This is a genomic window from Massilia sp. CFBP9026 (assembly GCF_034045165.1).
GTDB lineage: Bacteria > Pseudomonadota > Gammaproteobacteria > Burkholderiales > Burkholderiaceae_D > Telluria > Telluria arenae.
In genome coordinates this window covers 76,226-100,229 of the sequence record NZ_JAXCWH010000015.1, presented here as the reverse complement: position 1 = coordinate 100,229, position 24,004 = coordinate 76,226, and the positions used below count along the sequence as shown (strand labels likewise).

19 protein-coding genes and 1 pseudogene are annotated in these 24,004 nt (G+C 66.9%); 4 read left to right on the top strand and 16 right to left on the bottom strand.

All coding sequences use genetic code 11. The features are described from left to right. Window positions 1–3: 3 nt before the first annotated feature. The 8 genes from kdpC to SOM28_RS25385 all read right to left on the bottom strand — a co-directional run bounded on the left by kdpC (window position 4) and on the right by SOM28_RS25385 (window position 9,289). Window positions 4–588, bottom strand: a complete 585-nt coding sequence (kdpC, locus tag SOM28_RS25420) for a potassium-transporting ATPase subunit KdpC (RefSeq protein WP_320469870.1) — start codon at window positions 586–588, stop codon at window positions 4–6. A gap of 9 nt (window positions 589–597) precedes the next feature. Continuing rightward, a complete protein-coding gene (kdpB, locus tag SOM28_RS25415) occupies window positions 598–2,697 on the bottom strand; it encodes a potassium-transporting ATPase subunit KdpB (RefSeq protein WP_320469869.1) in 2,100 nt (699 codons plus the stop codon). 13 nt (window positions 2,698–2,710) lie between these two features. Then, window positions 2,711–4,465: a potassium-transporting ATPase subunit KdpA gene (gene kdpA / locus SOM28_RS25410; RefSeq protein ID WP_123070978.1), complete on the bottom strand. Its 1,755-nt coding sequence runs from the start codon at window positions 4,463–4,465 to the stop codon at window positions 2,711–2,713. Next, window positions 4,465–4,554, bottom strand: coding sequence for a K(+)-transporting ATPase subunit F (gene kdpF, locus SOM28_RS25405; RefSeq protein ID WP_005668695.1), 90 nt, complete (start codon window positions 4,552–4,554; stop codon window positions 4,465–4,467). Before kdpF ends, kdpA begins: the two co-directional genes overlap by 1 nt. Before the next feature lie 101 nt (window positions 4,555–4,655). After that, entirely contained in the window at window positions 4,656–5,429 is a 774-nt protein-coding gene (locus SOM28_RS25400; protein ID WP_123070979.1) for a TorF family putative porin, read from the bottom strand. A 133-nt stretch (window positions 5,430–5,562) separates the two neighbouring features. Further along, the gene (rfaD, locus tag SOM28_RS25395; protein WP_123070980.1) at window positions 5,563–6,573 is read right to left on the bottom strand and encodes an ADP-glyceromanno-heptose 6-epimerase; all 1,011 of its coding nucleotides are present in this window, start codon (window positions 6,571–6,573) and stop codon (window positions 5,563–5,565) included. Between the two features lie 28 nt (window positions 6,574–6,601). Continuing rightward, on the bottom strand, window positions 6,602–7,624 hold the full coding sequence (gene waaF, locus SOM28_RS25390) for a lipopolysaccharide heptosyltransferase II (RefSeq protein WP_320469868.1): 1,023 nt from the start codon (window positions 7,622–7,624) through the stop codon (window positions 6,602–6,604). Window positions 7,625–7,675: 51 nt separating this feature from the next. Continuing rightward, window positions 7,676–9,289, bottom strand: coding sequence for an ABC-F family ATP-binding cassette domain-containing protein (locus SOM28_RS25385; protein WP_320469867.1), 1,614 nt, complete (start codon window positions 9,287–9,289; stop codon window positions 7,676–7,678). A gap of 185 nt (window positions 9,290–9,474) precedes the next feature. Between SOM28_RS25385 and SOM28_RS25380 the strand changes: the two genes are divergently transcribed. The 3 genes from SOM28_RS25380 (at window position 9,475) to SOM28_RS25370 (ending at window position 13,727) form a co-directional block, all read left to right on the top strand. Next, a complete protein-coding gene (locus tag SOM28_RS25380) occupies window positions 9,475–9,876 on the top strand; it encodes a DUF2946 domain-containing protein (RefSeq protein ID WP_320469866.1) in 402 nt (133 codons plus the stop codon). Between the two features lie 101 nt (window positions 9,877–9,977). Beyond that, window positions 9,978–12,140, top strand: coding sequence for a TonB-dependent receptor (locus SOM28_RS25375; RefSeq protein ID WP_320469865.1), 2,163 nt, complete (start codon window positions 9,978–9,980; stop codon window positions 12,138–12,140). Between the two features lie 12 nt (window positions 12,141–12,152). Next, complete coding sequence (locus SOM28_RS25370) at window positions 12,153–13,727, top strand: PepSY domain-containing protein (RefSeq protein WP_320469864.1); 1,575 nt, start codon at window positions 12,153–12,155, stop codon at window positions 13,725–13,727. A 13-nt stretch (window positions 13,728–13,740) separates the two neighbouring features. Here the strand turns inward: SOM28_RS25370 and SOM28_RS25365 are convergent, their stop codons facing one another. From SOM28_RS25365 to SOM28_RS25340, 6 genes and pseudogenes are all read right to left on the bottom strand, one after another. After that, a complete protein-coding gene (locus SOM28_RS25365) occupies window positions 13,741–14,547 on the bottom strand; it encodes a fatty acid desaturase (RefSeq protein ID WP_320469863.1) in 807 nt (268 codons plus the stop codon). A gap of 136 nt (window positions 14,548–14,683) precedes the next feature. Next, window positions 14,684–15,178, bottom strand: a complete 495-nt coding sequence (locus SOM28_RS25360) for a VWA domain-containing protein (protein ID WP_320469862.1) — start codon at window positions 15,176–15,178, stop codon at window positions 14,684–14,686. 67 nt (window positions 15,179–15,245) lie between these two features. Next, window positions 15,246–16,016, bottom strand: a pseudogene (locus SOM28_RS25355) (TerD family protein); the annotation flags it as partial. A 66-nt stretch (window positions 16,017–16,082) separates the two neighbouring features. After that, complete coding sequence (locus SOM28_RS25350; RefSeq protein ID WP_320469861.1) at window positions 16,083–17,648, bottom strand: TerC family protein; 1,566 nt, start codon at window positions 17,646–17,648, stop codon at window positions 16,083–16,085. A 106-nt stretch (window positions 17,649–17,754) separates the two neighbouring features. Next, window positions 17,755–19,107, bottom strand: a complete 1,353-nt coding sequence (locus tag SOM28_RS25345; RefSeq protein WP_320469860.1) for an amidohydrolase family protein — start codon at window positions 19,105–19,107, stop codon at window positions 17,755–17,757. Window positions 19,108–19,153: 46 nt separating this feature from the next. After that, complete coding sequence (locus SOM28_RS25340) at window positions 19,154–20,407, bottom strand: CaiB/BaiF CoA transferase family protein (RefSeq protein ID WP_320469859.1); 1,254 nt, start codon at window positions 20,405–20,407, stop codon at window positions 19,154–19,156. Between the two features lie 139 nt (window positions 20,408–20,546). On the opposite strand from SOM28_RS25340, the gene SOM28_RS25335 reads away from it, so the two are divergent. Further along, entirely contained in the window at window positions 20,547–21,893 is a 1,347-nt protein-coding gene (locus SOM28_RS25335; protein ID WP_320469858.1) for an MFS transporter, read from the top strand. A gap of 3 nt (window positions 21,894–21,896) precedes the next feature. Here SOM28_RS25335 and SOM28_RS25330 read toward each other — a convergent pair whose 3' ends face one another. Then, window positions 21,897–22,718 carry a sterol desaturase family protein gene (locus tag SOM28_RS25330; RefSeq protein WP_320469857.1) on the bottom strand — a complete coding sequence of 274 codons (822 nt, stop codon included), beginning with the start codon at window positions 22,716–22,718 and terminating at the stop codon, window positions 21,897–21,899. Window positions 22,719–22,818: 100 nt separating this feature from the next. Beyond that, a complete protein-coding gene (locus tag SOM28_RS25325) occupies window positions 22,819–23,580 on the bottom strand; it encodes an FxDxF family PEP-CTERM protein (RefSeq protein WP_320469856.1) in 762 nt (253 codons plus the stop codon). Window positions 23,581–24,004: the final 424 nt, after the last annotated feature.

The window sequence follows — 24,004 nt, the reverse complement described above, 5'->3', positions numbered from 1 at the left end:
GGTTCAGCGAGTATGCCCGCTTTCGGCGTCCAAGGCCATGTTCAGGGCCAGCACATTGACGCGCGCCTCGCCGAACAAGCCCAGGAAAGGCCGCTCGCTGTGCTGCTCGACCAGGGCGCCGACCCGCTCCGCCGGCAGCTGGCGCGCACGCGCCACCCGCGCCGCCTGGTAGCGCGCGGCGGCCACGCTGATCTCGGGATCGAGGCCGCTGGCCGAGCTGGTGACCAGGTCGACCGGCACCGGCGCCGTATTGCCAGGATCGAGCGCGCGCAGCGCCGCGATGCGGCCCTTGACGGCTTCCTGCAGGGCCGGATTGAGCGGCCCCTGGTTCGAGCCGCCCGAGCCGCCGCCGTTATTGGCCATCGGCGCGGTGGCCGAAGGACGGCCCCAGAAGTAGCCAGGCGCGCTGAACGACTGGCCGATCAGGCGCGAGCCGACCACCTGGCCGCTCTTTTCGACCAGGCTGCCGTTGGCCTGGGTCGGAAACGCGGCCTGGGCCACGCCGGTGACCAGCAGCGGATACAGCACGCCGCAGGCCAGGGTGAGCGCCGCGAACAGCACCAGCGCGGGGCGAAGAATCGATTGCATGACAACTCCTTACGTCAAATTAAAGGCGGCGAGCGCCAGGTCGATCAGCTTGATGCCGGCGAACGGCAGCAGCAGGCCGCCCAGGCCATACACCAGCATGTTCCGGCGCAGCAGCGCGGCCGCGCCGATCGCGCGGTAACGTACCCCGCGCAGCGCCAGCGGAATCAGGAACACGATAATCAGGGCATTGAAGATCACGGCCGACATGATGGCCGAAGCCGGACTGGCCAGCCCCATGACGTTCAGCGCGTCCAGGCTCGGATAGGTGGCCACGAACATGGCCGGCACGATCGCGAAATACTTGGCGATGTCGTTCGAGATCGAAAAGGTGGTGAGCGCGCCGCGCGTCATCAGCATCTGCTTGCCGATCTCGACGATCTCGAGCAGCTTGGTCGGGTTCGAATCCAGGTCGACCATATTGCCGGCTTCCTTCGCCGCCTGGGTGCCGGAGTTCATCGCCACCGCGACGTCGGCCTGGGCCAGCGCCGGGGCGTCGTTGGTACCGTCGCCGGTCATCGCCACCAGTTTTCCTTCCGCCTGGTAGCGGCGGATCAGGGCCAGTTTTTCTTCCGGCGTGGCTTCGGCGATGAAGTCGTCGACACCCGCCTCGGCCGCAATCGCCGCCGCCGTCAGTTTATTGTCGCCGGTGACCATCACGGTCTTGACGCCCATGCGGCGCAGCTCGGCGAAGCGTTCGCGGATGCCGCCCTTGACCACGTCCTTCAGCTCGACCACGCCCATCACGCGCGCGCCGTCGGCCACCACCAGCGGCGTGCTGCCGCGGCGCGAGGCCTCGTCGACGCTGCGCTCGACGTCACCTGGCCAGGCGGCGCCCATCGACTCCAGGTGCCGACGAATGGCCGAAGCAGCGCCTTTGCGAATATGACGCTCTCCCAGGTCGACGCCGCTCATGCGGGTCTGCGCCGTGAACGGCACGAACACGGCGCCCATGGCCTCCATCGCCCGCTCGCGGATATTGAAACGGTTCTTGGCCAGCACCACGATGCTGCGGCCTTCCGGCGTTTCGTCCGCCAGCGAGGCCAGTTGGGCCACGTCGGCCAGTTCTTCCTCGGTCACGCCCGGCGCCGGCAGGAAGGCGGCGGCCTGGCGGTTGCCGAAGGTGATGGTGCCGGTCTTGTCGAGCAGGAGCACGTCGACGTCGCCCGCCGCCTCCACCGCGCGGCCCGAGGTCGCGATTACATTGGCCTGCATCATGCGGCTCATGCCGGCCACGCCGATGGCCGACAGCAGGCCGCCGATGGTGGTCGGGATCAGGCACACCAGCAGCGCCACCAGCGCGGTGATGGTCACCGCCTGGCCGCTGCCCTGGGCGCCTACCGCGAAGATCGAGAACGGCAGCAGGGTCACGGTCACCACCAAAAACACGATCGTCAGGGCCACCAGCAGGATCGTCAGGGCGATCTCGTTCGGCGTCTTCTTGCGCGCCGCGCCTTCGACCATGCCGATCATGCGGTCGAGGAAGGTCTCGCCTGGATTGGCCGAGACGCGCACCACCAGCCAGTCGGACAGCACGCGGGTGCCGCCGGTGACGGCGCAGAAGTCGCCGCCCGATTCGCGGATCACGGGCGCCGACTCGCCGGTGATGGCGCTCTCGTCGACCGAGGCCACGCCATCGACCACTTCGCCGTCCACCGGGATCACGTCGCCCGCCTCGACCAGGAAGAACATCCCCTTGCGCAGCTCATCCGATTTGCAGGCGTGCCATGGCGCGCCATGCTTCGGGTTGGCCAGTTTCTTGGCGGTGACGGTCTGGCGCAGGCTGCGCAGCGAGGCGGCTTGCGCCTTGCTGCGGCCCTCGGCCAGCGCCTCGGCGAAGTTCGCGAACAGCACCGTGAACCACAGCCAGACGGCGGTGGCCAGGATGAAGCCGGCGGGTGCTTCGCCCTGCCCGGCCAGCGCCTGCAACCACAGCAGGGTCGTGATGATGCTGCCAATGTAGACCACGAACATCACCGGGCTGCGCAGCTGGGTGCGTGGATGGAGCTTGCGCACCGAGTCGATCATCGCCGGCCAGACCAGCGTGGAATCGAACAGGCTCAGGGAGCCGCGTGGCGCCTGGGTGGGGTTTTGGGATATCGAATTTTCCATCGAGTTTTCCATGTCATTCTCCGAACAGCTGAAGGTGCTCGACCACCGGTCCGAGCGCCAGCGCCGGGACGTAGTTGAGAACACCGACCAGCACGACGACAGCGGACAGCATGCCGACGAACATGAGGCCGTGGGTAGGCAGGGTGCCGGGGGTGGCGGGCAGGCGCTGGCGTGCGGCCAGCGAGCCGGCAATCGCCAGCACCGGCACGATCACCGCGAAGCGGCCGAACCACATCGCCACGCCCAGCAGCGTGTTATAGAAAGGCGTGTTGGCGGACAGGCCGGCGAAGGCGCTGCCATTGTTGTTGGCGGCGGACGTCAGCGCATACAGGATCTCCGAGAAGCCGTGCGCGCCCGGATTGGCCACACCGACCGTGCCCGATGCCGAGGTCACCGCCAGTGCGGTGCCCAGCAAGACCAGGCAGGGCGTGACCAGGATGACCAGCGCCGCCATCTTCATCTCGTAGGCCTGGATCTTCTTGCCCAGGTATTCCGGCGTGCGGCCGATCATCAGGCCGGCGATGAACACCGCCAGGACCGCGAACACCAGCATGCCGTACAGGCCCGAGCCGACGCCGCCGAAGATCACCTCGCCGAACTGCATCAGCACCATCGGCACCATGCCGCCCAGCGGCATGAAGGAATCGTGCATGGCATTGACCGCGCCGCACGATGCGGCCGTGGTCACCACCGCGAACAGGCTCGAGGCTGCAATGCCGAAGCGGGTCTCCTTGCCTTCCATATTGCCGCCTGCCTGCAGGCTGCTGGCCACCTGGTCGACACCCAGCGGGGTCAGTAGCGGATTGGCCTGCTGCTCGGCGGCGACGGCGGCAACGGCGGCAATGACGAACAACAGCGTCATCGTCCCCAGCACGGCCCAGCCCTGGCGGATGTCGCCCACCATGTGGCCGAAGGTGAAGCACAGCGCGGCCGGGATCAGGAGGATCGCGATCATCTGCGCGAAGTTGGTCAGCGCATTCGGGTTCTCGAACGGGTGCGCGGAGTTGGCGTTGAAGTAGCCGCCGCCGTTCGTGCCCAGCATCTTGATCGCTTCCTGCGAAGCGACGGGGCCCATCGGGATCACCTGGGTCTCGGCACGCGCCTCGTTCGTCTCGACCGTATAGGTCACGGGCTCGAGCAGGCGCGCATCGACGTGGGCGGACAGGTTCTGCACTACGCCCTGCCCGGCCAGGAACACGGCCAGGATCACCGACAGCGGCAGCAGCACGTACAGGGTCGAGCGGGTCAGGTCGACCCAGAAGTTGCCGATCGCGCTGCTCGAACGGGCAGCGAAGCCACGGATCAGCGCGAACACGACGGCGATGCCGGTGGCGGCCGAGAAGAAGTTCTGGCCGGCCAGGCCCACCATCTGGGTCAGGATGCTCATGGTCTGCTCGCCGCTATAGCCCTGCCAGTTGGTGTTGGCGACGAAGCTGATGGCGGTGTTGAAGCTGGAGTCAGGGCTGACGTTGGCCATGCCCTCGGGATTGAGCGGCAGCCAGGCCTGCACGCGCTGCAGGCCGTAGACGAAGAGCGCGCCGACGGCATTGAAGGCGATCAGCGCCAGCGCGTAGGCCTTCCAGTCCTGCCCGGCCGTGGCGGCAGGGCCGGCCAGGCGGTACAGCGCGCGCTCGATGCCGGCGGCCCAGCCCAGGCCCGGCACTTTTCCGTCGGCGGCAACGCGCGCCATGAAGCGGCCCAGCGGCCAGGCCAGCGCCAGCAGCACCAGCAGGAGGACGGCAAGGAGGACGATGAATTCGGTGGTCATCACAATTCCTCCGGCTTGAACAGGGCCACCAGCAGGTAGACCAGCAGCGCAGCAGCGGCCAGGCCGCCGATCACGTAGGAGAGATTCATGGCTTGCCTCCCGCTTGTGCGCAACCGGCCACCAGCAGGCAGGTCAGGCGAACAAAGATCAGGAGCGCGCCGAGGTAGATGAGGTCCATGTGCGTTCTCTATCAGAAGGTGCGGCTGACGGTCAGTTGCAGGGCGTCGCGGCCGGTGAATTTGCCGTTGACCGGCGAGGTGTAAGCCGACTTGTTGGCATTGGTGCCGAGATAGGCCAGGCTCACCGTGGCCAGCTCGAAGGAACGGCTCACGCCGACCTTCCAGTCGGTGTAGTCGGAGGCCGGATTGTTCTTCACTTCCTGGCGGCCGGCGTGCAGTTGCAGGGTGAAGCCATTGCCGACGTCGAGATTGGCGCCGATGTCGAGATAGCCGCTGTTCTCGCTGTCGACGAAGCCGAACAGGTTGGTGGTGGCATGCGAGTACTTGACGTAGGCCGGGCCAACACCCAACTGCGCATAGACTTCGGTGGTGTGGGCATTGACCCAGCCCGGCAGCTGGCCCAGGCCGTTGTCGGGATAGAAGTAGCGCAGCACGCCGACGTCGTAGGACACGCCGGCAGCCAACTCACCGCGCTTGCCGCCATAAATGTCGATCTCGACTTCACTGTCGCCGCCGGCATCCTCGACCCACTTGATGGTCGAAGCCCAGGCGCCGGCGTACCAGCCGTCCGCGTGGACGTAGTCGACGCCGCCCTGCAGCGCAGGACGCAGGCGCGTCTGCGAGATGGCGCGGTAACGGTAGTCGGAGGTGACGGCGACGTTCCAGGCGATGGACGACGCCGCTGCGGCCGGCGCGGGTGCGGCCTGGACGGGTTCGGTGACTTGGGCGTGGGCGGCGCCGGCGAACGCCAGGGTGGCGGCCAGCGCGTGAATCGATGCTTTCATGTGTTCCTGCTCGTGGTTGTGGTTGAAGCCATGCGGCGTCGCGGGGACGGCGCATGGAACACGAGCAGGTTAGCGATTCAGGCGTAAAAACCGGATATAAAGGCCGGTGGAGGGTGTAAACGCGGTATAAAAATCAGCGCGTCGGCTGGGCGCGCAGCCAGTCCATATACTTCGCCACGCCGCTGGCCACGTCGGTGAACGGTTCATCGTAGCCGGCCGCGCGCAGCGCCGAGATGTCGGCCTGGGTGAAGCTCTGGTACTTGCCCTTCAGCTTGTCCGGGAACGGCAGGTATTCGAGCAGGCCGCCATCGATGATCTGCTGCAGCGACAGCGCCGGCTTGCCTTCGTTGGCCAGCGCGTTGACGGTGGCCACCGCCAGGTCGTTGAACGGTTGCGCGCGGCCGGTGCCGAGGTTGAAGATGCCGCGCTTGTCCGGGTGATCGAGGAAGAACAGGTTGACCTTGACCACGTCTTCAACGTAGATGAAGTCGCGCATCTGGGCGCCGGCCTCATACCCCTCGTTGGCGCCGAACAGCCTGACCTTGCCGTCCTTGAGGAACTGGTGGTACTGGTGGAACGGCACCGAGGCCATCGTGCCCTTGTGCCCTTCGAGCGGACCGTAGACGTTGAAGTAGCGCAGGCCGACCACCTGGCTGCCGGCGTCCTGGCCCTTGGCCTGCCAGTAGCGGCGCAGGTACTGGTCGAACAGGAATTTCGAGTAGCCGTAGACGTTGAGCGGACGTTCGAGCGGGCGCTCTTCGCGGAACACGGTGCCGGCGCCGTAGACGGCAGCCGACGAGGCGTAGATGAAGGGGATGCCCTGGCGCTGGCAGAATTCGAACAGGGCGACCGTGTAGTCGTAGTTGTTCTTCATCATGTAGCGGCCGTCGGTCTCCATCGTGTTGGAGCAGGCGCCCTGGTGCAGCACGGCGGTGAACTTGTTGTCGAATTCGCCCGCCTTCAGGCGCACCAGGAAGTCTTCTTTGTCGGCATAGTCGGCGATCTCGGCGTCGACGATGTTGTGGAACTTCTCGGGACGCGACATATTGTCGACGGCGAAGACGCTGAACGGCTCGCGCTGCGACAGCGCATGCACGAGGTTCGCGCCGATGAAGCCTGCTGCACCGGTAACCAGAATCATAATAAGGTCCTCTTCAAATTGGCCCGCGCCCTCAGGCGCCGGCAAGCATGGGTTGCAAGGGCTGCCACACGTCGGCAGGCAGAATCTGCTTCATGCAGTTCTGGTGGCCCAGCGGGCATTCGCGCTGCTGGCACGGCGAGCATTCGATGTGCAGCCACAGGATCTGCGCCAGTTGCGACAGCGGCGGCGTGTGGCGCGGGTCGGTCGGGCCATAGATCGCCACCACCGGCCGCCCCAGGGCGGCGCCGATGTGCATCAGGCCCGAATCGTTGGTGACCACGGCGGCGGCGCGCGCGATCAGCGCGATCGCTTCAGACAGCGACGTCGAGCCGGCCAGGTTGTGCGCCTGCGGCACGATGGCCGTGATCTCGTCGCACACCGCGCGGTCCTTCGGAGAGCCGAGCAGCAGGATCTGCGCATCCGGGCGATTGGCCAGGATGGTCTGGGCCAGCTCGGCGAAATACGACGATGGCCAGCGCTTGGCGGGGCCGAATTCGGCGCCCGGCGCGAACGCAACCAGGACGCCCGCCGGCAGCTGAAGGCGCGCGATCGCGGCCTCGGCCTCGCCCGCGGCGACCGTCATGACCGGTTCCGGCAAGCGTTCCGGGCGCTGCAAGTGCCGCACCGGCGCGTCGGCCAGCGCCTGGTAGAACTGGGCCATCGGGCGTGGCGCCGCCTTGTCGTCGTGGTGCATCACGTTGACCAAGCCATAGCGCATCTCGCCCTTGTAGCCGACCCGCTTGGGGATCCCGGCCAGCCAGGGGATGAGCGCGAATTTCAAGGTGTTCGGCAGCACGTAAGAGTCGGCATAGCCGCGCGCCTTGAGCATCTTCGCGAAGGCCTTGCGCTCCTTCCACTGCAGCGCACCGTGCTTGAACGGCGACTCGATCACGGTGTCGACTTCCGCCATCGCCCGCCAGACGGGCGCCACCCAGGTCGGGGCCAGCACGTCGATCGGCCGGCCCGGCGCCAGCTCCTTGAGCCGGCGCAGCAGCGGCTGGGCCATCACGGCATCGCCGATCCAGTTCGGGGAAATCACAAGGGTGCGCAACATGGTGTTCTTCAGGTGGTGTGCCAACCCACGATTATAGCAATCGCGGCCGATTCAGCATTCCTCCAGGCGCCAGCCCGTATCCAGCGCGGCCAGGCGGTGGGTCAGCCCGATGCGCTCCAGGAACACCCGGTCGTGCGACACCACCACCAGCGCACCGCGGTAATCGCCCAGCATCGCCTCCAGCGCCGCCAGCGACGCCAGGTCGAGGTGGTTGCTCGGCTCATCCAGCAATAGCAGCGCCGGCGGCGTGTCGGCATACAGCGCGCAGGCCAGGGCCGCCTTCAGGCGCTCGCCGCCGCTCAGCAGGCCGGCCGGCTGGGTGATCGTGCGCGCGTCCAGGCCCAGTTGAACCAGCCAGGTGCGCAGCATGTCCTGCCCGGCGCTGCGGTTCACGTCCAGCAACTGGTCCAGGGTCGGGCGGCGCGGATCGAGGCTGCCCAGCTGCTGGTCGAGGTAGGCCACCTGCGCCGGCAGGGTGCGCTCGCCCGCGACCGGATCGAGCCGTCCCGCCAGCACCTTGAGGAAGGTCGACTTGCCGCTGCCATTCGGGCCGACCAGGCCCACCCGCTGGCGACCGGTCAGGATCAGATCGATGCGGGCCAAAGGCGGCGCGACCCAGGGCAGGACGACCGCCTCGAGCTGCGCAACGCGGCGCTGGGCCGCGCCTTCGACGCCGGCAGCGTGGATGCGCACGGCGGCGTCGCCGGCCACCCGCTGCGCGGCATCGCGCATGCGCTCGACCTGTCCGGCGCGCGCGGTATCGTGCTGCTGGCGCAAGCGGCCGGCGCTGCCTTCGCTACGGTCCTTGCCGCGGCCGAGCAGGATGGCGGCCTGGTTGGCTTCTTTCGCATCGCGGTTGCCGCGCGCCTGGCGCCGGTCCTGGCGTTCGCGCTGCGTGCGCCGCGCCTCGTCGTCGCGCCTGAGTTCCCGGCGCGCGTGCTCGAGCGCGCCCTGCGCCGACTCCTGCTCCTGGCGGCGCGCCTCTTCATAGAACGCGTAATTTCCGCCATAGCTGCGCAGGCCGTCGCCAGAGAGTTCGACGATGCGTTCCATGGCTTGCAACAGTTCGCGGTCGTGGCTGATCACCAGCAGGCCTTTCGGCCAGGCCTGCAGCTGGCGCAGCAAGGCCTGGCGGCTGGCGCCATCGAGGTGGTTGCTCGGCTCGTCGAGGATCAGGAAGTCCGGATCGAACAGGGTGGCGCCGATCAGCGCCACCCGCATCGCCTCGCCGCCACTGAAAGAAGCGACCGGCGTGTCGAGATCGACCTGCGGCAGTCCGTGCGCCTGGCAGGCCTGGCGCAGGCGGGCGGCGATGTCCCAGTGCTCGCCCACGGCATCGAAATCGCGCGGGTCGACGCTGCCGGCCTCGATGCGCGCCAGGGCGGCGGTAATCGCTTCGATGCCGGCCAGCACGGCTATCGACGCCGCCGCGCCGCTGCCCGCCTGTTGCGAGAGATAAGATATGCGCCCGCTGCGCAGGCACTGGCCGGATGTGGGCGCCAGCTCGCCGGCCAGCAGGCGCGCCAGCATCGACTTGCCCACGCCGTTGCGTCCCACCAGGCCGGTGCGGCGCAGGTCGAACTGGTGATGCAGGTCTGAAAACAGGGCTCTGCCGTCGGGCAGATACAGGGAAACGCCGTCGAGCGCTAGAATGGTATGCGTCATATGCAGACTCCAAGGATGCCTGGACACTTCCACAGCCTGGCTGGGAAGGCCGAAAAAAATGGCATCGATGAGGTATTACACGTGCGCGCTCCTTTGGATTGACGACCGATAGTAACAGGATTGGTCTGGCAGGACAAATTGCCCACCCGTGCGCACCGCCGCATCAGCAGGACTATAATTTTCACATGCACAGGCTCCGAACAACCCGAACGCTGTATGGCTGGACCGTCCTCCTGGCGTTCCTGTTCGGCCTGTTCGTGCCTGCGATCTCCCATGCCGTGGCCCACGCCACCCAGCAGCCAGCAGCGGCCTGGATCACCGAGATCTGCAGCGCCAGCGGCGCCCGCCATGTGATGGTGATCGACGATGCGGCGCAGACCGACACGCCCGCGGTGCCGGACATGTCGCACTGCGAGCTGTGCTGCTCGCACCAGCTCCCGCAACTGGCCCCGCCGTTGCAGCCCGTACCCGTGCTGGCCCTCGACCGCGAGCGCGATCCCTACCCTCCCCTGTTCTACCGCGCGCCGCGCGCGCAGCACGCCTGGACGCCCGCGCAGTCGCGCGGGCCGCCGTCTTCGCTTTCCTGATTCGCCCCTAATACAACGATGTCCGGTGGCGCATGCGATGCGCCGCAGGCAGACCATGCGCGACGCCGCGAGGATGCGGCATTGCGCGAACAGGATTCGCAATGAAGACACGCTTACACGTTCGCAGGATGGCGCTCGCCATCGGCTGCGCCCTGGCCGCCTGGCAGGCCCAGGCCGAGGACCGGTTCGATAACCAGTTCGAGCACATACCCACCGTCGAAGTCACCGCCGAGGCCCCACGCGCCAACGGCCTGCTCAAGCTCGACACCCCAAGCAGCACCGGCAGCCGCCTTGGCCTGAGTCCGCGCGAGACGCCGGCCAGCGTCACCGTGGTCGACCGCGCCCTGATCGAGGTGCGCGGCGCCCAGGACACGCAGGAGATCCTGCGCGCCATCCCCGGCGTCACCGCCCACGACGCCCCCGGCAATATCGGCGTCAGCTACCGCGGCTTCGGCAGCGGCTCGGTCAGCCAGCTGTTCAACGGCATCAACGTGCAGTATTCCATCGCCGCGCGGCCGGTCGACAGCTGGATCGTCGACCGCGTCGAGGCCATTGGCGGGCCATCGAGCTTCCTGTTCGGTTCCGGCGCGGTCGGCGGCTCGATCAACTATCTCACCAAGCTGGCCGAGACGCGCGAGTTCGCCGAAGGCCGGCTGCGCCTGGGTTCCGACGAGCTGAAGGAAGCCTCGGTTGGCCTGAACCGCCGCGTGGGCGAAGGCCACTACGCGCGCATCGACATCAACCACCGCGACAGCGGCAGTTGGGTCGACGGCGTCGACCGCCGCGCGACCCAACTGGCAGTCTCGCTGCGTTCCGATTTCGGACGCGGCTTCACGCATACGCTGGCCTATGAATTCCAGCAGGAAGACGTCGACCGGCCCTATTGGGGCACGCCGCTATTGAATCCGATCAAAGGCGAACTGCGCGTGAACGAGGCCACCCGCTTCAAGAACTACAACAGCATCGATGGCGTCTACGACCAGCGCGTGCAGTGGCTGCGCTCGATCGGCGCCTGGAAGGTCAGCGACGCCCTGCAGCTGACCAATACCTTCTACGTCTACGATGCGCTGCGCGACTACCGCAATGTCGAGAACTACCGCTTCAATCCATCGAACACGCAAGTCATCCGCTCGGCCGCCCTGCTCCAGCGCCACGACCAGACCCTGGTCGGCGACCGCATCGACGGCGTCTACCGCGGCCGCATCGGCGAACGGCGCAGCGACTGGGCGTTCGGGCTGGACTTCAGCATCAACCGCCAGACCCGCTTTCCAAACAGTCAGCCGGCCACGGTCAGCACCGTCGATCCCTACGATTTCGTCACCGAGCGCTTCTTCGACGTGCCGAACATGACGCCGGGGTTCCGCCCCGACCGCGACAACGAGGTCAAGACCACGGCGCTGTACCTCGAGAACCGTACCGAGCTGCTGTCCTCCCTGAACCTGGTCACCGCCCTGCGCCACGAGCGCATCGAACTGGATCTGGTCAACCGGCGCGACGTCACCCCCACCACGCCGGCCAGCCTCTCGCGCAACTACCACCCGACCACCGGACGCCTGGGCCTGGTGTGGGACGTCACGCCGGGCATGAATCTCTACGCCCAGTACGCGACCGCCGCCGATCCGCCGTCGGGCGTGCTGTCCACCGCCTCGTTCGCCGACGTGCGCACGAATAGCGAACTGACGACCGGCCGCCAGGCGGAAGTCGGCACGAAACTCGATTTCTGGCAGGGCAAGGGCTCGGCGACCCTGGCCGCCTACCACATCACGCGCAAGAACATCGCGACCCAGGATCCGGTCAACAGTAACCTGACGATCCTGGTCGGCGAACAATCCTCGAAGGGCGTCGAGCTGGCGCTGGGCCTGCAACCAACCAAGCGCCTGGCGGTACAGGGCAACTTCACCTATGCCGATGCCGAGTACGAGCACTACAACCAGGGCGGCGTCTCGCTGGCCGGGAAGACGCCGACCAATACGCCGAAGACGGTGGCCAATGTCTGGGTCTCGTACGCCGTCACCCCATCCGTGCAGGCCCACCTCGGCGCGCGCCGGGTCGGCAAGGTGTATGCCGATGCGGCCAATACCCTGTACTGGCCGTCGTATACCTTCGTCGACCTGGGCCTCTGCTGGCGCATCGACCGCAGCCTGGTGCTGGACGCGCGCGTGCGCAACCTCACCGACCGCCTGTATGCGGCCAATGTCAGCAACACGATGGCCTATCTCGGCGCGCCGCGCACGGCCGACGTGTCGCTGCGCATGGCCTTCTGACGGGAGCGCACGATGGGAGCACGATTGAAACGCTGGCTGTTCCTGGTCCACCGCTGGCTCGGCATCGGCATCTGCCTGCTGTTCGCGATGTGGTTCGTCTCGGGCATCGTCATGATGTACGTCGGCTATCCCAAGCTGACCGAGGAAGAACGCCTCGCGCACCTGCCGCGCCTGCAAGCGGACGCACCCCTGCTGGCGCCGGCCCGCGCGCTGGCGGCGGCCGGCATCGCCGGCCCGCTGGACGAGCTGCGCCTGGCCGCGTCCAGCGGCGGGCGTCCGGTGTATGTGGCGACGCCCGCGCGCGGCGACGTCCCGGCCAGCCGCAAGCCGCCGCCCAGGGGCAGCGGCGCGATCGTGATCGATGCGGTGAGCGGACAGCGCCTGGGGGCCGTGGACGAGGCGCATGCCATGGCCACCGCTGCCGCCTTCGCCGGACCGAATGTGAAACGCGATTACCTGGGCACGATCGACGAGGACGCGTTCACCCACTCGCGCGCGCTCGATCCGCACCGGCCGCTGCACAAGGTGGAGCTGGGCGACGCCGAACGTACCCTGCTCTACATCTCGAGCCGCAGCGGCGAAGTGGTGCGCGACGCGACGCGCAGCGAGCAGCTGTGGAACTATGCGGGCGCCTGGATCCACTGGCTGTATCCCTTCCGCGGCAATGCCTTCGAGCCCTACTGGACCGACATCGTCAACTGGCTGTCCATCCTGGGCATCGCGATGGCGTTCACCGGGACCGTGGTCGGCATCATGCGCTGGCGCTTCCGCAAGCCCTATCGCAGCGGCGCGCGCACGCCCTATCCGCAAGCCATGATGCGCTGGCACCACATCACCGGCCTGCTGTTCGCACTGGTGACGATCACCTGGATCTTCAGCGGCCTGATGTCGATGAACCCGTGGCGCATCTTCGACACCGGCGCGCCGCCACTGCGCATGGCGGCGCTGCAGGGCGGACCGCTGGTGCTGACCGATGCCGACGCCGCGCCGCAGGCGCTGCTGGCCGCGTCGAACGGCAAGGTGCGCGAGCTGCGCTGGACCCGCGTGCTGGGAGAAAACCGGGTGCTGGCCCAGGCCGCCGCCGGCGCGCCCCAGGTGATCGGCAGTCACGACGGGCGCGCGGCCATCCTCGATGCAAAGGCGCTGGTTGACGCCGCGTCCCGCCTGCTGCCGGCGCCGGTGGCGCGGATCGAGCAGTTGCGCGACTACGACCTCTATTACTACGCGCGCGATGCGCACACGATGACGGGCGGGGGCATGAAACCGCTGCCGATCCTGCGCATCGTGTTCGCCGATCCGCATGCCACCTGGGTCCACCTCGACCCGCACACCGGCGCGGTGCTCGGCCGCCTGGACAGCGGCAAGCGCACCAGCCGCTGGCTGTTCGCGATGCTGCATTCCTGGGATTGGCTGCCCCTGCTCGAGCGGCGTCCGCTGTGGGACCTGGTGCTGATCGGGCTGAGCCTGGGGGGGACCCTGCTCAGCGTGACGGGGGTGGTGATCGGCTGGCGCCGGCTGGGACGTAAACTGCGCGAGGCGCGCCCCGCAATCGTCGTGGGCGCGCCTCGTGGGGAGCCGGCCGGCTAGGCCAGGATGAGGCTTACTGGCCGGCGGCGCCCGCCGCGTGGCGGCGCATGCGCGGCTCGTCGCCGGCCGGCAGGCGGTCGACGTGGTTGATCTTCGCCAGCCGCAGGAAGGCCAGCACGCGCAGCACCAGGTAGCCCGAGTCGAATTCCCACCACTTCATCGACAGCTTGGCCGACGCCGGGTTGGCGTGGTGGTTGTTGTGCAGCTCGGCGCCGCCGAAGACGATCCCGATCGGGAAGAAGTTGCGCGAATCTTCCTTGGTCTCGAAATTGCGGTAGCCGACCACGTGGAAGATGCCGTTGATGAAGCCCGACGCCCAGAACGGCAGGATCGACAGCTGGAACAGCCAGATCAGGAAGCCATGCGCAGGCCCGAACACCAGCAGTTCCACCGCGAGGAAGAACAGCGCGCCACGGAAGCGGTGCCTGGTATACAAGTGCTCGTCCATCCAGTCTTCCTTGATGCCGATGCCATAGGCTTTCACCAGGTCGGCGTCGCGCGCCGCCTTGCGGTACAGGAGCGTGCCCTTGCCCAGGATGGTCCACAGGCCGTGGATGCGCGGGCTGTGCGGATCTTCCTCGGTATCGCACTTGGCGTGGTGCTTGCGGTGCACCGCGACCCAGGTCTTGGCGGTGACGCCGTAGGTGGTCAGCCAGATCCACATGCGAAACAGCTGGCACAGGATCGGGTGGAAGGTCACGGCGCGGTGGCTGCGCGAGCGGTGCAGATACAGCTCGCTGGCGAAGACGGTCATGATGTACGACCCCGCCATGGTCAGCGCGACGCCCGTGGGGCTGAGCTGGATGAATCCTTCGAACACGGCATTCTCCCTGTTGTTGTGTTGATCAGGGCTAGGACGTCCTGATATTGCAGAGAGAATAACGGTTGCTGGACGGGTTCAAAGCGATGAGAAGAGCGGTATTTATCCCCGTATTTACCCTTCTTCACCTACACCATCAAGCGATCAGGCCGCGCTGGCGCGCCTCTTTTACCCATTGCGGGTATTCGTTCATCAAGAGGTCGTACAGCGCGCCGTCGGAATGCTCGTCGGGCGAGGCCACAGAAAAGAAGTCGGCGTTGTCGACCAGGCGGCCATCGAGTTCGTCCAGCTTTTCCAGGAAGGGAAAGTCCGAGTCGGCGAAGTTGGCCAGGGCCCTGGCTTTCGACTTGCGGCCCTTGCCGATGCCCATGAACTGCCAGAAGATCGGTTCGCGGCTGGCCCAGCGCAGCTGGCGCTCGGTCAGCGGCTTGTCCGAGGTCGAGCCATCGGTCACGAACATCACGTACACCGGCACCTCGGCCTTGACCGCGGCCTTGCGCTCGCCGCCCCCGCCGTCCGGGAAGTAATGCCGGCGCACCGTCTCGAGCGCGGCGCCGTAGCGGGTATCGCCCTCGAGCGGATGCTTGTCGATGATGCGTTCGATGTAGTTCGACCAGTTCGAGAGGCCCATTGGGGGCGCCGCGGTGCACGTTGCGGCCGAACAGGAAGACGTCGATCTCCCCGTCGTCATCGAAGCGGCAGCCCAGCGCCAGGATGCGCTCGGCGAACTGCTGCACCAGGCCCTTGCGGTACAGGGCGCTCATCGACCCCGAGATGTCCAGCACCAGGCAGACCTTGGCCCGGTGCTGCGCCAGGCCGGCCTTCTCGAGCGACACCGTCGCCGACTTGACCAGGTTGACCAACTGCGGGGCGGATTGCGCGACGCGCTTTTCCAGGTCGACCGCGGCGGCGCGCGGTGCGGCAGGCGCCGATTGCGCAAGCGGCGCAGGCGGCGACGGTGGCGCATCGGCGACCGCGCCGCCGAAATGCCGCACCAGCGCGTCCAGCCCGCCGTTGAAGCCCTGGCCAACGGCCATGAAGCGCCAGCCGCCGTCCTTGCGATACAGCTCGCCCAGCATGACCGCCCTCTCGCCGGCGAAGTCGCGGCCGCTGAAGTCGAAGCGCGCGAATTCGCCCTGCGGACCGACGAGGCGCAGGCTACCCGCCTGCAGTTGCGACATGAGCGCGCCGCCGTCGGTGCTGGCCACGATGCTGAGCCGTTCGACCCAGGCCGGCAGGCTGGCGAGCCGGAAGCAAAAGCCCCCGGCGTCGACGGCAACGGCGCCGCAAGGCGTCGCCGGCTGGTTGAAGAAGGTCATGTAGCGCTCGTCGGCCAGCTTGCCGCCGGCGTCGAGCGCGAAGCAGGCGAAGTCCAGCGCCAGGCCCTGCGCCGACAGGCCGGCCTGCAGGACGCCGTCCGGAGCCGATTGCGCCAGGGGCAGGCGCTCGCCGCGTTCCAGCTGTTTCATGTCAGCCTCCAGTCACGTTGAACGCGTGGACGGAAAATCCGTCCACCCTACGATATTACCGTTCGTTCAGCTCTTTTCGAGCGGCTGCGCGAATTCGTCATCGATGCGGGTCACGATCACGGTCGCGATGCGGCGCTCCAGCACCTGCGCCACCTCGAACCGGAAGCCTTCAATCTCGACCGCGTCGCCCACCTTCGGCAGGGTGCCAAAGCGTTCCAGCATCAGGCCGGCCAGCGAGGTGTAGTCGTCGGTGTCGCCCACCAGGGCATCTACCTCGAGCACCTGCTCCAGGTAGTGCAGGTCGGCGCTGCCGTCGACGCGCCAGCGGCCCGGGCCGAGATCTTGCACCACCGGCTGCTCGTCCTCGTCGGGGAACTCGCCGGCGATCGCTTCCAGGATGTCGATCGGCGTCACCAGGCCCTGCAGGGTGCCGTATTCGTCGGCGATGATCACCAACTGGCCGTGCGAGCGCTTGAGGCGCTCCATCACCTTCAGCACGCCGCTGGCGTCGGGCATGATGATCGGCGTGCGGATATGGGCCGCGTCGATCGCGCCATGCAGCGTCAGGTCGGCGATCAGGTCCTTGGCGCGCGCCACGCCGATCACTTCGTCGAGCTGGCCGCGGCACACCGGGAAGAAGCCATGCGGCGTGGCCAGCAGCTGGGCGCGGATGCTGTCGGCGTCATTCTCGATATTGATCCACGAGATGTCCGAGCGGTTGGTCATGATCGAGCGCACCGAGCGCTGCGACAGGCTCAACACGCCGCTGACCATATGACGCTCCTCGTCCTCGAACGCCGGTTCCTCGGCCGCTTTCGCCTCGGCTTTCGGTTCATCGTTCTGGTCGGCGCCGCGCTTGCTGCCCAGCAGGCGCAGCACGGCGTCGGCGGTGCGGTCGCGCAGCGGGATGTGCTCCTCCTGCTTGATGAAGTTGCGGCGCGCCAGCTGGTTGAAGAACTCGATCACCACCGAGAAGCCGATCGCGGCGTACAGGTAGCCCTTCGGGATGTGGAAGCCCAGGCCTTCGGCGATCAGGGAGAGGCCGATCATCAGCAAGAACGACAGGCACAGCACGACGACGGTCGGATGGGCGTTGACGAAGCGCGTCAGTGGCTTCGATGCGAACAGCATGACGGCCATCGAGATGATCACGGCCGCCATCATGACGCCCAGTTCGTCGACCATGCCGACGGCGGTGATCACGGCGTCGAGCGAAAACACGGCGTCGAGCACGATGATCTGCGCCACCACGGCGGCGAAGCTGGCGTAGGCGCGCTTGCCGCTCTGGACGTGCGATTTGCCTTCGACGCGCTCGTGCAGTTCGATGGTCGCCTTGGCAAGCAGGAAGATACCGCCAATCAGCAGGATCAGGTCGCGCCCCGAGAACGACAGGGGCGCGATGGAAAACAGGGGTGCGGTGAGTGTGACCAGCCACGAGATCATCGTGAGAAGGCCAAGGCGCATGATCATGGCGAGCGACAGGCCAAGCAGGCGAGCCTTGTCACGCTGGTGCGGGGGAAGTTTGTCCGCCAGGATGGCGATGAAGATCAAGTTGTCGATGCCGAGGACGATCTCGAGCACGACGAGGGTGAGCAAGCCGACCCAAATATTTGGGTCCATGAGCCATTCCATTGTTGAGTTTTGTAGTCAAGGAAGGGGCATTGTACGCGATCGTGCTGCCATCGACCGAGAATGGCAACGGAACGGCGCCGAAAAACGACGCCGTCCCGACAACATTTCAGCGCCTTGCCGCCTGTTCGCCCGCGCCCGCCACCGGCACGCCGCGCAGCCACAGCGCGTGGATCTTGCGGGTGTTGCGGATGTCGTCCAGCGGATTGGCGTCGAGCACCAGGACGTCGGCCTGCTTGCCGGCGGCAAGCGTGCCGCGCTCCTTGTCGATGCCCAGGATGGCGGCATTGCCGGAGGTCGCGGCCTGCAGCGCCTGCATCGGGGAGAGGCCGGCCTGGGTCAGGAGTTCTAGCTCGCGGTGCTCGGCGAAGCCCTGGATGCGCGGGATCGTGGCGCCCGAATCGGTGCCCATGCCGACCCTGATGCCGGCCTTGTGCAGCGCCAGCGCGTTCTGCTTGGCGATCGCCAGGTCTTTCTTGCTCACTTCCTTGACCTTGTAGGATGGGCCGCCCAGCCATTCCGACACGCCCTGGTCGAGCGCGCCCTTGAAGAACGGCGTCTGCATCCACTCCGGCTTGTCGGCATACACGAAGAAGGCTTCGTCGAGCTGCAGGGTCGGGATGTAGGCGATATTCTTCTCTTTCATCAGGGCGATCAGTTCGGCATCGACCGGCTTGTCGCGCACGCTGTGGCCGAACAGGTCGACGCCGTCGCGCGCCAGGCGCTTGGCGTCTTCCAGGTAGTAGACGTGGGCCACCACCTTCAGTCCGTTCTTGTGGGCCTGCTGGATCACCTCGCGGTACAGGGCGGGGTCCATTTTTTTCGTGGACTTGTCGCCGAAGTCGTCGACCCAGATCTTGACCAGGTCGGGCTGTTGCGCCAGCAGCTTGTCGAAGTCCTTGCGCACCGCCTCGATCGTGGTCGGGCGGTAGACCTGGTCCATGCCCATGGCAATCGGCGGCGCGCCGTGCGGGACGCCGAAGCCGTGGCCTGCGGTGACGATGGTGGGCAGCGCCAGCTTGCCGGCGCGCTGGTCGGCGCGCATCTTGTAGATGAAGTCGTGGTCGGTGCCGAACACCGCCACCGTGCCGACGCCGTAGCGCGCATACTTTTGCAGCTGGCGCGTGACGTTGGCTTCGTTGATCTCGCCCGCGCCCGACTTGGCGCCATTGGTGATGCCCAGGTGGGCGTGGCCGGCGACCAGGGCCGGCATCACGGTCTTGCCGCGCAGGTCGACGATCCTGGCGCCGGCCGGCGCCTTCGCTCCTCCCGGCTGCACCGCGTCGATGCGGCCGTCGCGGATCACGATGCTGCCGTTCTCGATCGGCGCCCCACCCTGGCCATCGATGATGCGGGCGCCCTGCAATACAGTGACCTGGGCGGCCGGCTGCGCCATGGCGCTGGCGCCAACAAGTAAAGACAGGGCGCTGGCCAGCGCAGTCAACAGGGTCGGGAGTCGCATCGGGGTCCTTTCATCGATATGGTGAACCCGGCAATGTTAGCCCATCCTAGATGACGCCCTCGCGCGCCAGGCGCTCGAGTTCCTCCTGGCCGTAGCCGAGCAGGCCGCGATAGACATCGGCATTGCTGGCGCCGAGCGTGACGGCCGGCTTGTCGAAGCCCGTGAACGCATCCGACATCCGGATCGGCAGGCCGCCGGCCACGACGTCTTCCACCGCGCCATACACCGGGTGTTCGAGCCTGGCGGTCTCGCCGCCCGCCAGCAGGCCGGGATCGCGCACCGCATCGGCCGGATCGCGCACCGGGCCGTTGGGCACTCCGCATTCGCTCAGCAGGGCAGCCGCCGAGCCGGCGTCCATGGCGCCGGTCCACGCGCCCACCATCTCGTGCAGGATGGCGTGGTTGCGCACCCGCGCCGCGCGGCTACTGAAGCGTTCATCCTGGATCAGCTCCGGACGGCCCATGGCGCGAAACAGCCCGGCGGCGAAGGCATCCTTCGGCGCGCTGATCGCGATATGGCCGTCGGCCGTCGGGAACACGCCCGACGGCGCCAGGCGCGCCAGCACATTGCCGGAGCGCGTGGCATGCCCGAGCCGGCGCTCCATCTCGAAAGGCTCGGCCGCCACCAGCGCGCTCATGGTCCCCAGCAGCGAGACGTCGACCTGCTGGCCCTGCCCTGTTTCGCGTGCGCGCAGCACGGCGGCCAGGGTGCCGATGGTGGCGAACAGCGGCGCGGCCTGGTCGCCGATGGGAATGCCGACCCGCACCGGCGGCTCGCCCTCGGCGCCGGACGCCATCATCAGGCCGCTCATGGCCTGGATTACGATGTCCACCGCCTTGTTCCGGGTAGGATCCGCATCCGGGCCGAAGCCGCTGATCGAGGTATAGACGATCTTCGGGTTCACGTCGCGGCAGCGCGCGTAATCGATGCCCAGGCGGTCGGTCACGCCAGGGCTGAAGTTCTCCACCACCACGTCGGCGCGGCGCACCAGGTCCATGAAGATGGCGTGCGCGTCGGGATGCTTCAGGTTGAGGGTGACGGCTTCCTTGTTGCGGCCGCGGTCGAGGATGGCGACTGACAAATCATCGTCGTGTTCTGGCGCGGCCGTGAGGCCGTCGCGGCCCAGGAACAGCGAGTTGCCGCGCGCCGGGTCGGGACTGTTCGGGTTTTCGATCTTGATGACCCGCGCCCCCAGCCCCGCCAGCAGCAGGGTCGCGTACGGCCCGGCCAGCATGGTGGTCAGATCGAGGACGGTCACGCCCGCGAGCGGGCCTGGCGGCTTGTCACAATTATCCGGCATGTTGGCGCCCTTTCACGGCAAGTACAGCAGGTGGAATGCGGACAGTCTAGCGCACCGCGGAGTGTCATCGCCATGGCGACCAATTCGGTGTAGAGTCCGGCACGCAGGCAATCATGGATAACAATAACGGAGACCCACCATGCAGCAGCAGGACCGCGCCGACGGCGCCGTCAACGTCCAGGACTTCCTGAACGAACACCGTTTCTCTTCTTACCAATGGCTGATCTTCGGCCTGTGCTTTTTGATCGTGCTGCTGGACGGCTTCGACACCGCGGCGATCGGCTTCATCGCCCCATCGCTGGTGCAGGACTGGGGCGTGACGCGCCCCGCCCTGGCGCCGGTGCTAAGCGCCGCGCTGTTCGGCCTGGCCGCGGGCGCCATGGCGGCCGGGCCGCTGTCGGACCGGGTCGGCCGCAAGCTGGTGCTGGCGTCGTCGGTGCTGCTGTTCGGCGCCGCCTGCGCCTGGTCGTCGTTCGCGAGCGGCCTGACCGAACTGGCCATCCTGCGCTTCGTCACCGGCCTGGGACTGGGCGCGGCGATGCCGAACGCGGTGACCCTGATGAGCGAATTCTGCCCCGAGCGCAAGCGCGCCCTGCTCACCAATGCGATGTTCTGCGGCTTCCCGCTCGGCGCCGCCCTGGGCGGCTTTCTCGCGGCCTGGATGATCCCGCTGTGGGGCTGGCGCAGCGTGCTGCTGCTGGGCGGCCTGGCGCCGCTGCTGGCTGGCCTGTTGATCATCCTGCTGCTGCCGGAGTCGGTGCGCTTCCTGGTCGCGCGCGGCGCCGGCCGCGAACGCATCCGCGCCATCCTGCGCCACATCTCACCATCCGCCGACGACGCCCGCGCCTTCGTGACGCGCGAGGCCGCGCCCGTGAACGACGCCGGCGGCGGCGTGAAGGTGATCCTGTCGCGACCCTACCTGGTCGGCACCCTGATGCTGTGGCTGACCTATTTCATGGGACTGGTGATCTTCTATGCGCTGATCAACTGGATGCCGCTGCTGCTGCGCGACGCCGGCCTGTCGGCCAAGGACGCGACCCTGGTCTCGGCCCTGTTCCCGCTGGGCGGCGTGGGCGCGGTGCTGGCCGGCTGGCTGATGGACCGCTACAACGCCAATGCCGTGATCGCGGCCTGTTTCGCGCTGACGGCGGTGAGCATCTTCGCCATCGGCCAGAGCGCCCACGACCTGGCGCTGTTGATGGCGGTGGTGCTCGGGGCCGGGCTGGCGATGAACACCGCGCAGGCGTCGCTGCCGGCGCTGGCTGCGGCTTTCTATCCTACCCGCGGCCGCGCCACCGGCGTGGCCTGGATGATGGGCATCGGACGGCTGGGCGGGATCGCCGGCTCCTTCCTGGTGGCGGAGCTGGCGCGGCTGCGCTTCGGAATCGAGGGCATCTTCGGCGTCGTGGCAGTGGCCGGGGTGGTGGCCACCATGGCGCTGCTGGTCAAGCTGGCGGCGGAACGCGCGGGCCGGCGGCCGGTGTAGACCTCAATCGGCGACCGGCGCCGCATTGCGCGCCGGTCGCATCGGCTCGAGCAGCTGGCCACCCAGCGTGGGCGGGCACGGCGTGTCGGTCCCGACTTCAGCCGGCCAGTGCTTCGGCAGGTAGTGGCTGCCGAACAGGCGGTCCAGGAACGGCAAAGTGGAAGCGTAGTTGCGGTTGATGTGGTCGTGGCGGCTGTGGTGCCAGTGGTGGAAGGCCGGCGTCGTCACCAGCCATTCCAGCGGCCCGAAGCGCCAGCGCAGGTTGGCGTGGATGAAGAAGCCCCACAGGATGCCGAGCGCGATCAGCAGCGCCGGCGTGCCGCTGCCGGCCATGCCGGGGCTGGCCAGGCCGATGGCGTACAGCGGCACCAGGCCGAACAGCCGGGTGATGACCATGTCGACCGGGTGGCTGCGGGTATTGGCCAGGAAGTGCATGCGCTCGGTGCTGTGATGCAGCGCGTGAAAGCGCCACAGCCAGGGAATTTCGTGACTGAGGCGGTGCCCCCAGTAAAACCCCGTCTCGGCGATCACGAAGGCCAGGCCGATGCGCAGCGCCTGCGGCAGCTCGGCCACGGCCGTCTTGAGGGCGGCCGGCACCAGGTAGTGGGCGGCGGAGGCCAGCAGCGCCATCGGCACCGTCAGCACCAGGACCGGCACCAGGCTACTGATGAAGTAATAGGCGAGATTGTGGCGCAGCTCGGGATTCGGCTGCTCGTGGCGCACGCCGAACCAGCGTTCGAGCGGGACGAACAGCGCCGTCAGCAGCGCGAGCCAGATGCCAAGGCGCAGTGCCGTCATGGCGAATTCGGCGAAGGTGACGTTCATGGCGGATGCGGCGATGGTGGAAGCGGTGTCGCGATGCGGAGGCTGCCGCCAGGGCCGGCGGCGTCCGGCTGCAGGGGACTGCAGCCGGTGGATTGGCGTATCAGGCCTGGCCGCCGCTACGGTTGCGGCGGCGGGCCGTGAAGCCGATCAGGCCGAGGCCGCCCAGCAGCATGCCCAGGGTTGCCGGCTCCGGCACTTCGGCATTCAGGGCGACGTTGTCCAGCAGCATGAACGGCGGCGCGCCGGCGCCGCTACCGTGGACCATGAAGCTCAGCCATTGGCTGGCGCTGCTTGCCGTGAAGGTCATGGTGGCAGTCTTCCAGCCGCTGAAACCGCTGTCCACGATGCTCAGCAATTCGGAATTCTGCTTGGCGCCGCCGAAATCGACTTCCCAAAAATTATTGTTGTTCGGGCCCCTCTCGATGACCTGCTGGGCCAGCGCGAAATCGAAGGTCAGCGTATAGCTGTCGCCGATCGTCAGGCCGTTGACCTGTTGCTTGAGCGGGCCAGGGAAATACATCCAGTCCGAGGCGAAGAAATTGCCGCCGGTTGGAGAGGCGCTGTAGCCATTGCTCAAGCCAGTTGTGCGGTACTTGTCCTTCAACCAGATCGCTGACTTGTCGGTGTTGGCGATATCGCCATTCAGGACGAAGTTGTAGCGACCGTCCCTGCCATAGCCGCTTTCCCAGTTTGTCAGGGTAGTACGGTCGGCGCGGTTCGTGGACGTGCCGCCGGCAAGCTGCTTGTTGCCGCCGTTAGTGGTCTCTTCGAAATTGCCGTTCTTGATGAGGTTCGCATGGGCGACATTGGTGCTCAGCACCGAGGTGGCCAACAGGGCCAGCAGGAATGGTTTGATGCGCATGCGCGGACTCCAGAAAGATAGGTGGCGGTGAGTAAGCGCCGGCGTTTTCTGGGCCGGACGGTGGCTGGCGGGAGGAATTAACCCGCCATGCCGATATGCTGTGTGCGTATAAAATTGATAACGATCAAGAATTATTGCACTGAAATTATTTTATCAGATTCACGATTGTTGAAATTCAATATTGAATTCGCAATGAAATTTGCCCTAATGTAATGTTTTTACAATTTCCTCACGGAAATATCTTTTACGTTCACAATGTCCTGCCGAAAAAGCCTAGCAATACAGGCTTTCGACAAGATCATGGTGGAAATCCCGCACGGCAAAAGGTGACATCCGCCTCGCAGGAGCAAATGCCAAGGTGTTAGGCCAGACGAATTGCACAGCTCATTGGACGAATAGTATGGCTGCAAAAAAACAACAGTCA

What these genes read in the sequence shown, in the direction of transcription:
- kdpB (WP_320469869.1), bottom strand. Translation starts at nt 2,697, where the DNA reads ATGGAAAATTCGATATCCCAAAACCCCACCCAGGCGCCACGCGGCTCC.
- SOM28_RS25325 (WP_320469856.1), bottom strand. Translation starts at nt 23,580, where the DNA reads ATGCGCATCAAACCATTCCTGCTGGCCCTGTTGGCCACCTCGGTGCTG.
- SOM28_RS25345 (WP_320469860.1), bottom strand. Translation starts at nt 19,107, where the DNA reads ATGCGACTCCCGACCCTGTTGACTGCGCTGGCCAGCGCCCTGTCTTTA.
- SOM28_RS25330 (WP_320469857.1), bottom strand. Translation starts at nt 22,718, where the DNA reads ATGAACGTCACCTTCGCCGAATTCGCCATGACGGCACTGCGCCTTGGC.
- waaF (WP_320469868.1), bottom strand. Translation starts at nt 7,624, where the DNA reads ATGTTGCGCACCCTTGTGATTTCCCCGAACTGGATCGGCGATGCCGTG.
- SOM28_RS25360 (WP_320469862.1), bottom strand. Translation starts at nt 15,178, where the DNA reads ATGGGCCTCTCGAACTGGTCGAACTACATCGAACGCATCATCGACAAG.
- SOM28_RS25335 (WP_320469858.1), top strand. Translation starts at nt 20,547, where the DNA reads ATGCAGCAGCAGGACCGCGCCGACGGCGCCGTCAACGTCCAGGACTTC.
- SOM28_RS25340 (WP_320469859.1), bottom strand. Translation starts at nt 20,407, where the DNA reads ATGCCGGATAATTGTGACAAGCCGCCAGGCCCGCTCGCGGGCGTGACC.
- SOM28_RS25370 (WP_320469864.1), top strand. Translation starts at nt 12,153, where the DNA reads ATGGGAGCACGATTGAAACGCTGGCTGTTCCTGGTCCACCGCTGGCTC.
- SOM28_RS25375 (WP_320469865.1), top strand. Translation starts at nt 9,978, where the DNA reads ATGAAGACACGCTTACACGTTCGCAGGATGGCGCTCGCCATCGGCTGC.
- kdpA (WP_123070978.1), bottom strand. Translation starts at nt 4,465, where the DNA reads ATGACCACCGAATTCATCGTCCTCCTTGCCGTCCTCCTGCTGGTGCTG.
- SOM28_RS25350 (WP_320469861.1), bottom strand. Translation starts at nt 17,648, where the DNA reads ATGGAATGGCTCATGGACCCAAATATTTGGGTCGGCTTGCTCACCCTC.
- SOM28_RS25380 (WP_320469866.1), top strand. Translation starts at nt 9,475, where the DNA reads ATGCACAGGCTCCGAACAACCCGAACGCTGTATGGCTGGACCGTCCTC.
- kdpC (WP_320469870.1), bottom strand. Translation starts at nt 588, where the DNA reads ATGCAATCGATTCTTCGCCCCGCGCTGGTGCTGTTCGCGGCGCTCACC.
- SOM28_RS25400 (WP_123070979.1), bottom strand. Translation starts at nt 5,429, where the DNA reads ATGAAAGCATCGATTCACGCGCTGGCCGCCACCCTGGCGTTCGCCGGC.
- SOM28_RS25385 (WP_320469867.1), bottom strand. Translation starts at nt 9,289, where the DNA reads ATGACGCATACCATTCTAGCGCTCGACGGCGTTTCCCTGTATCTGCCC.
- kdpF (WP_005668695.1), bottom strand. Translation starts at nt 4,554, where the DNA reads ATGAATCTCTCCTACGTGATCGGCGGCCTGGCCGCTGCTGCGCTGCTG.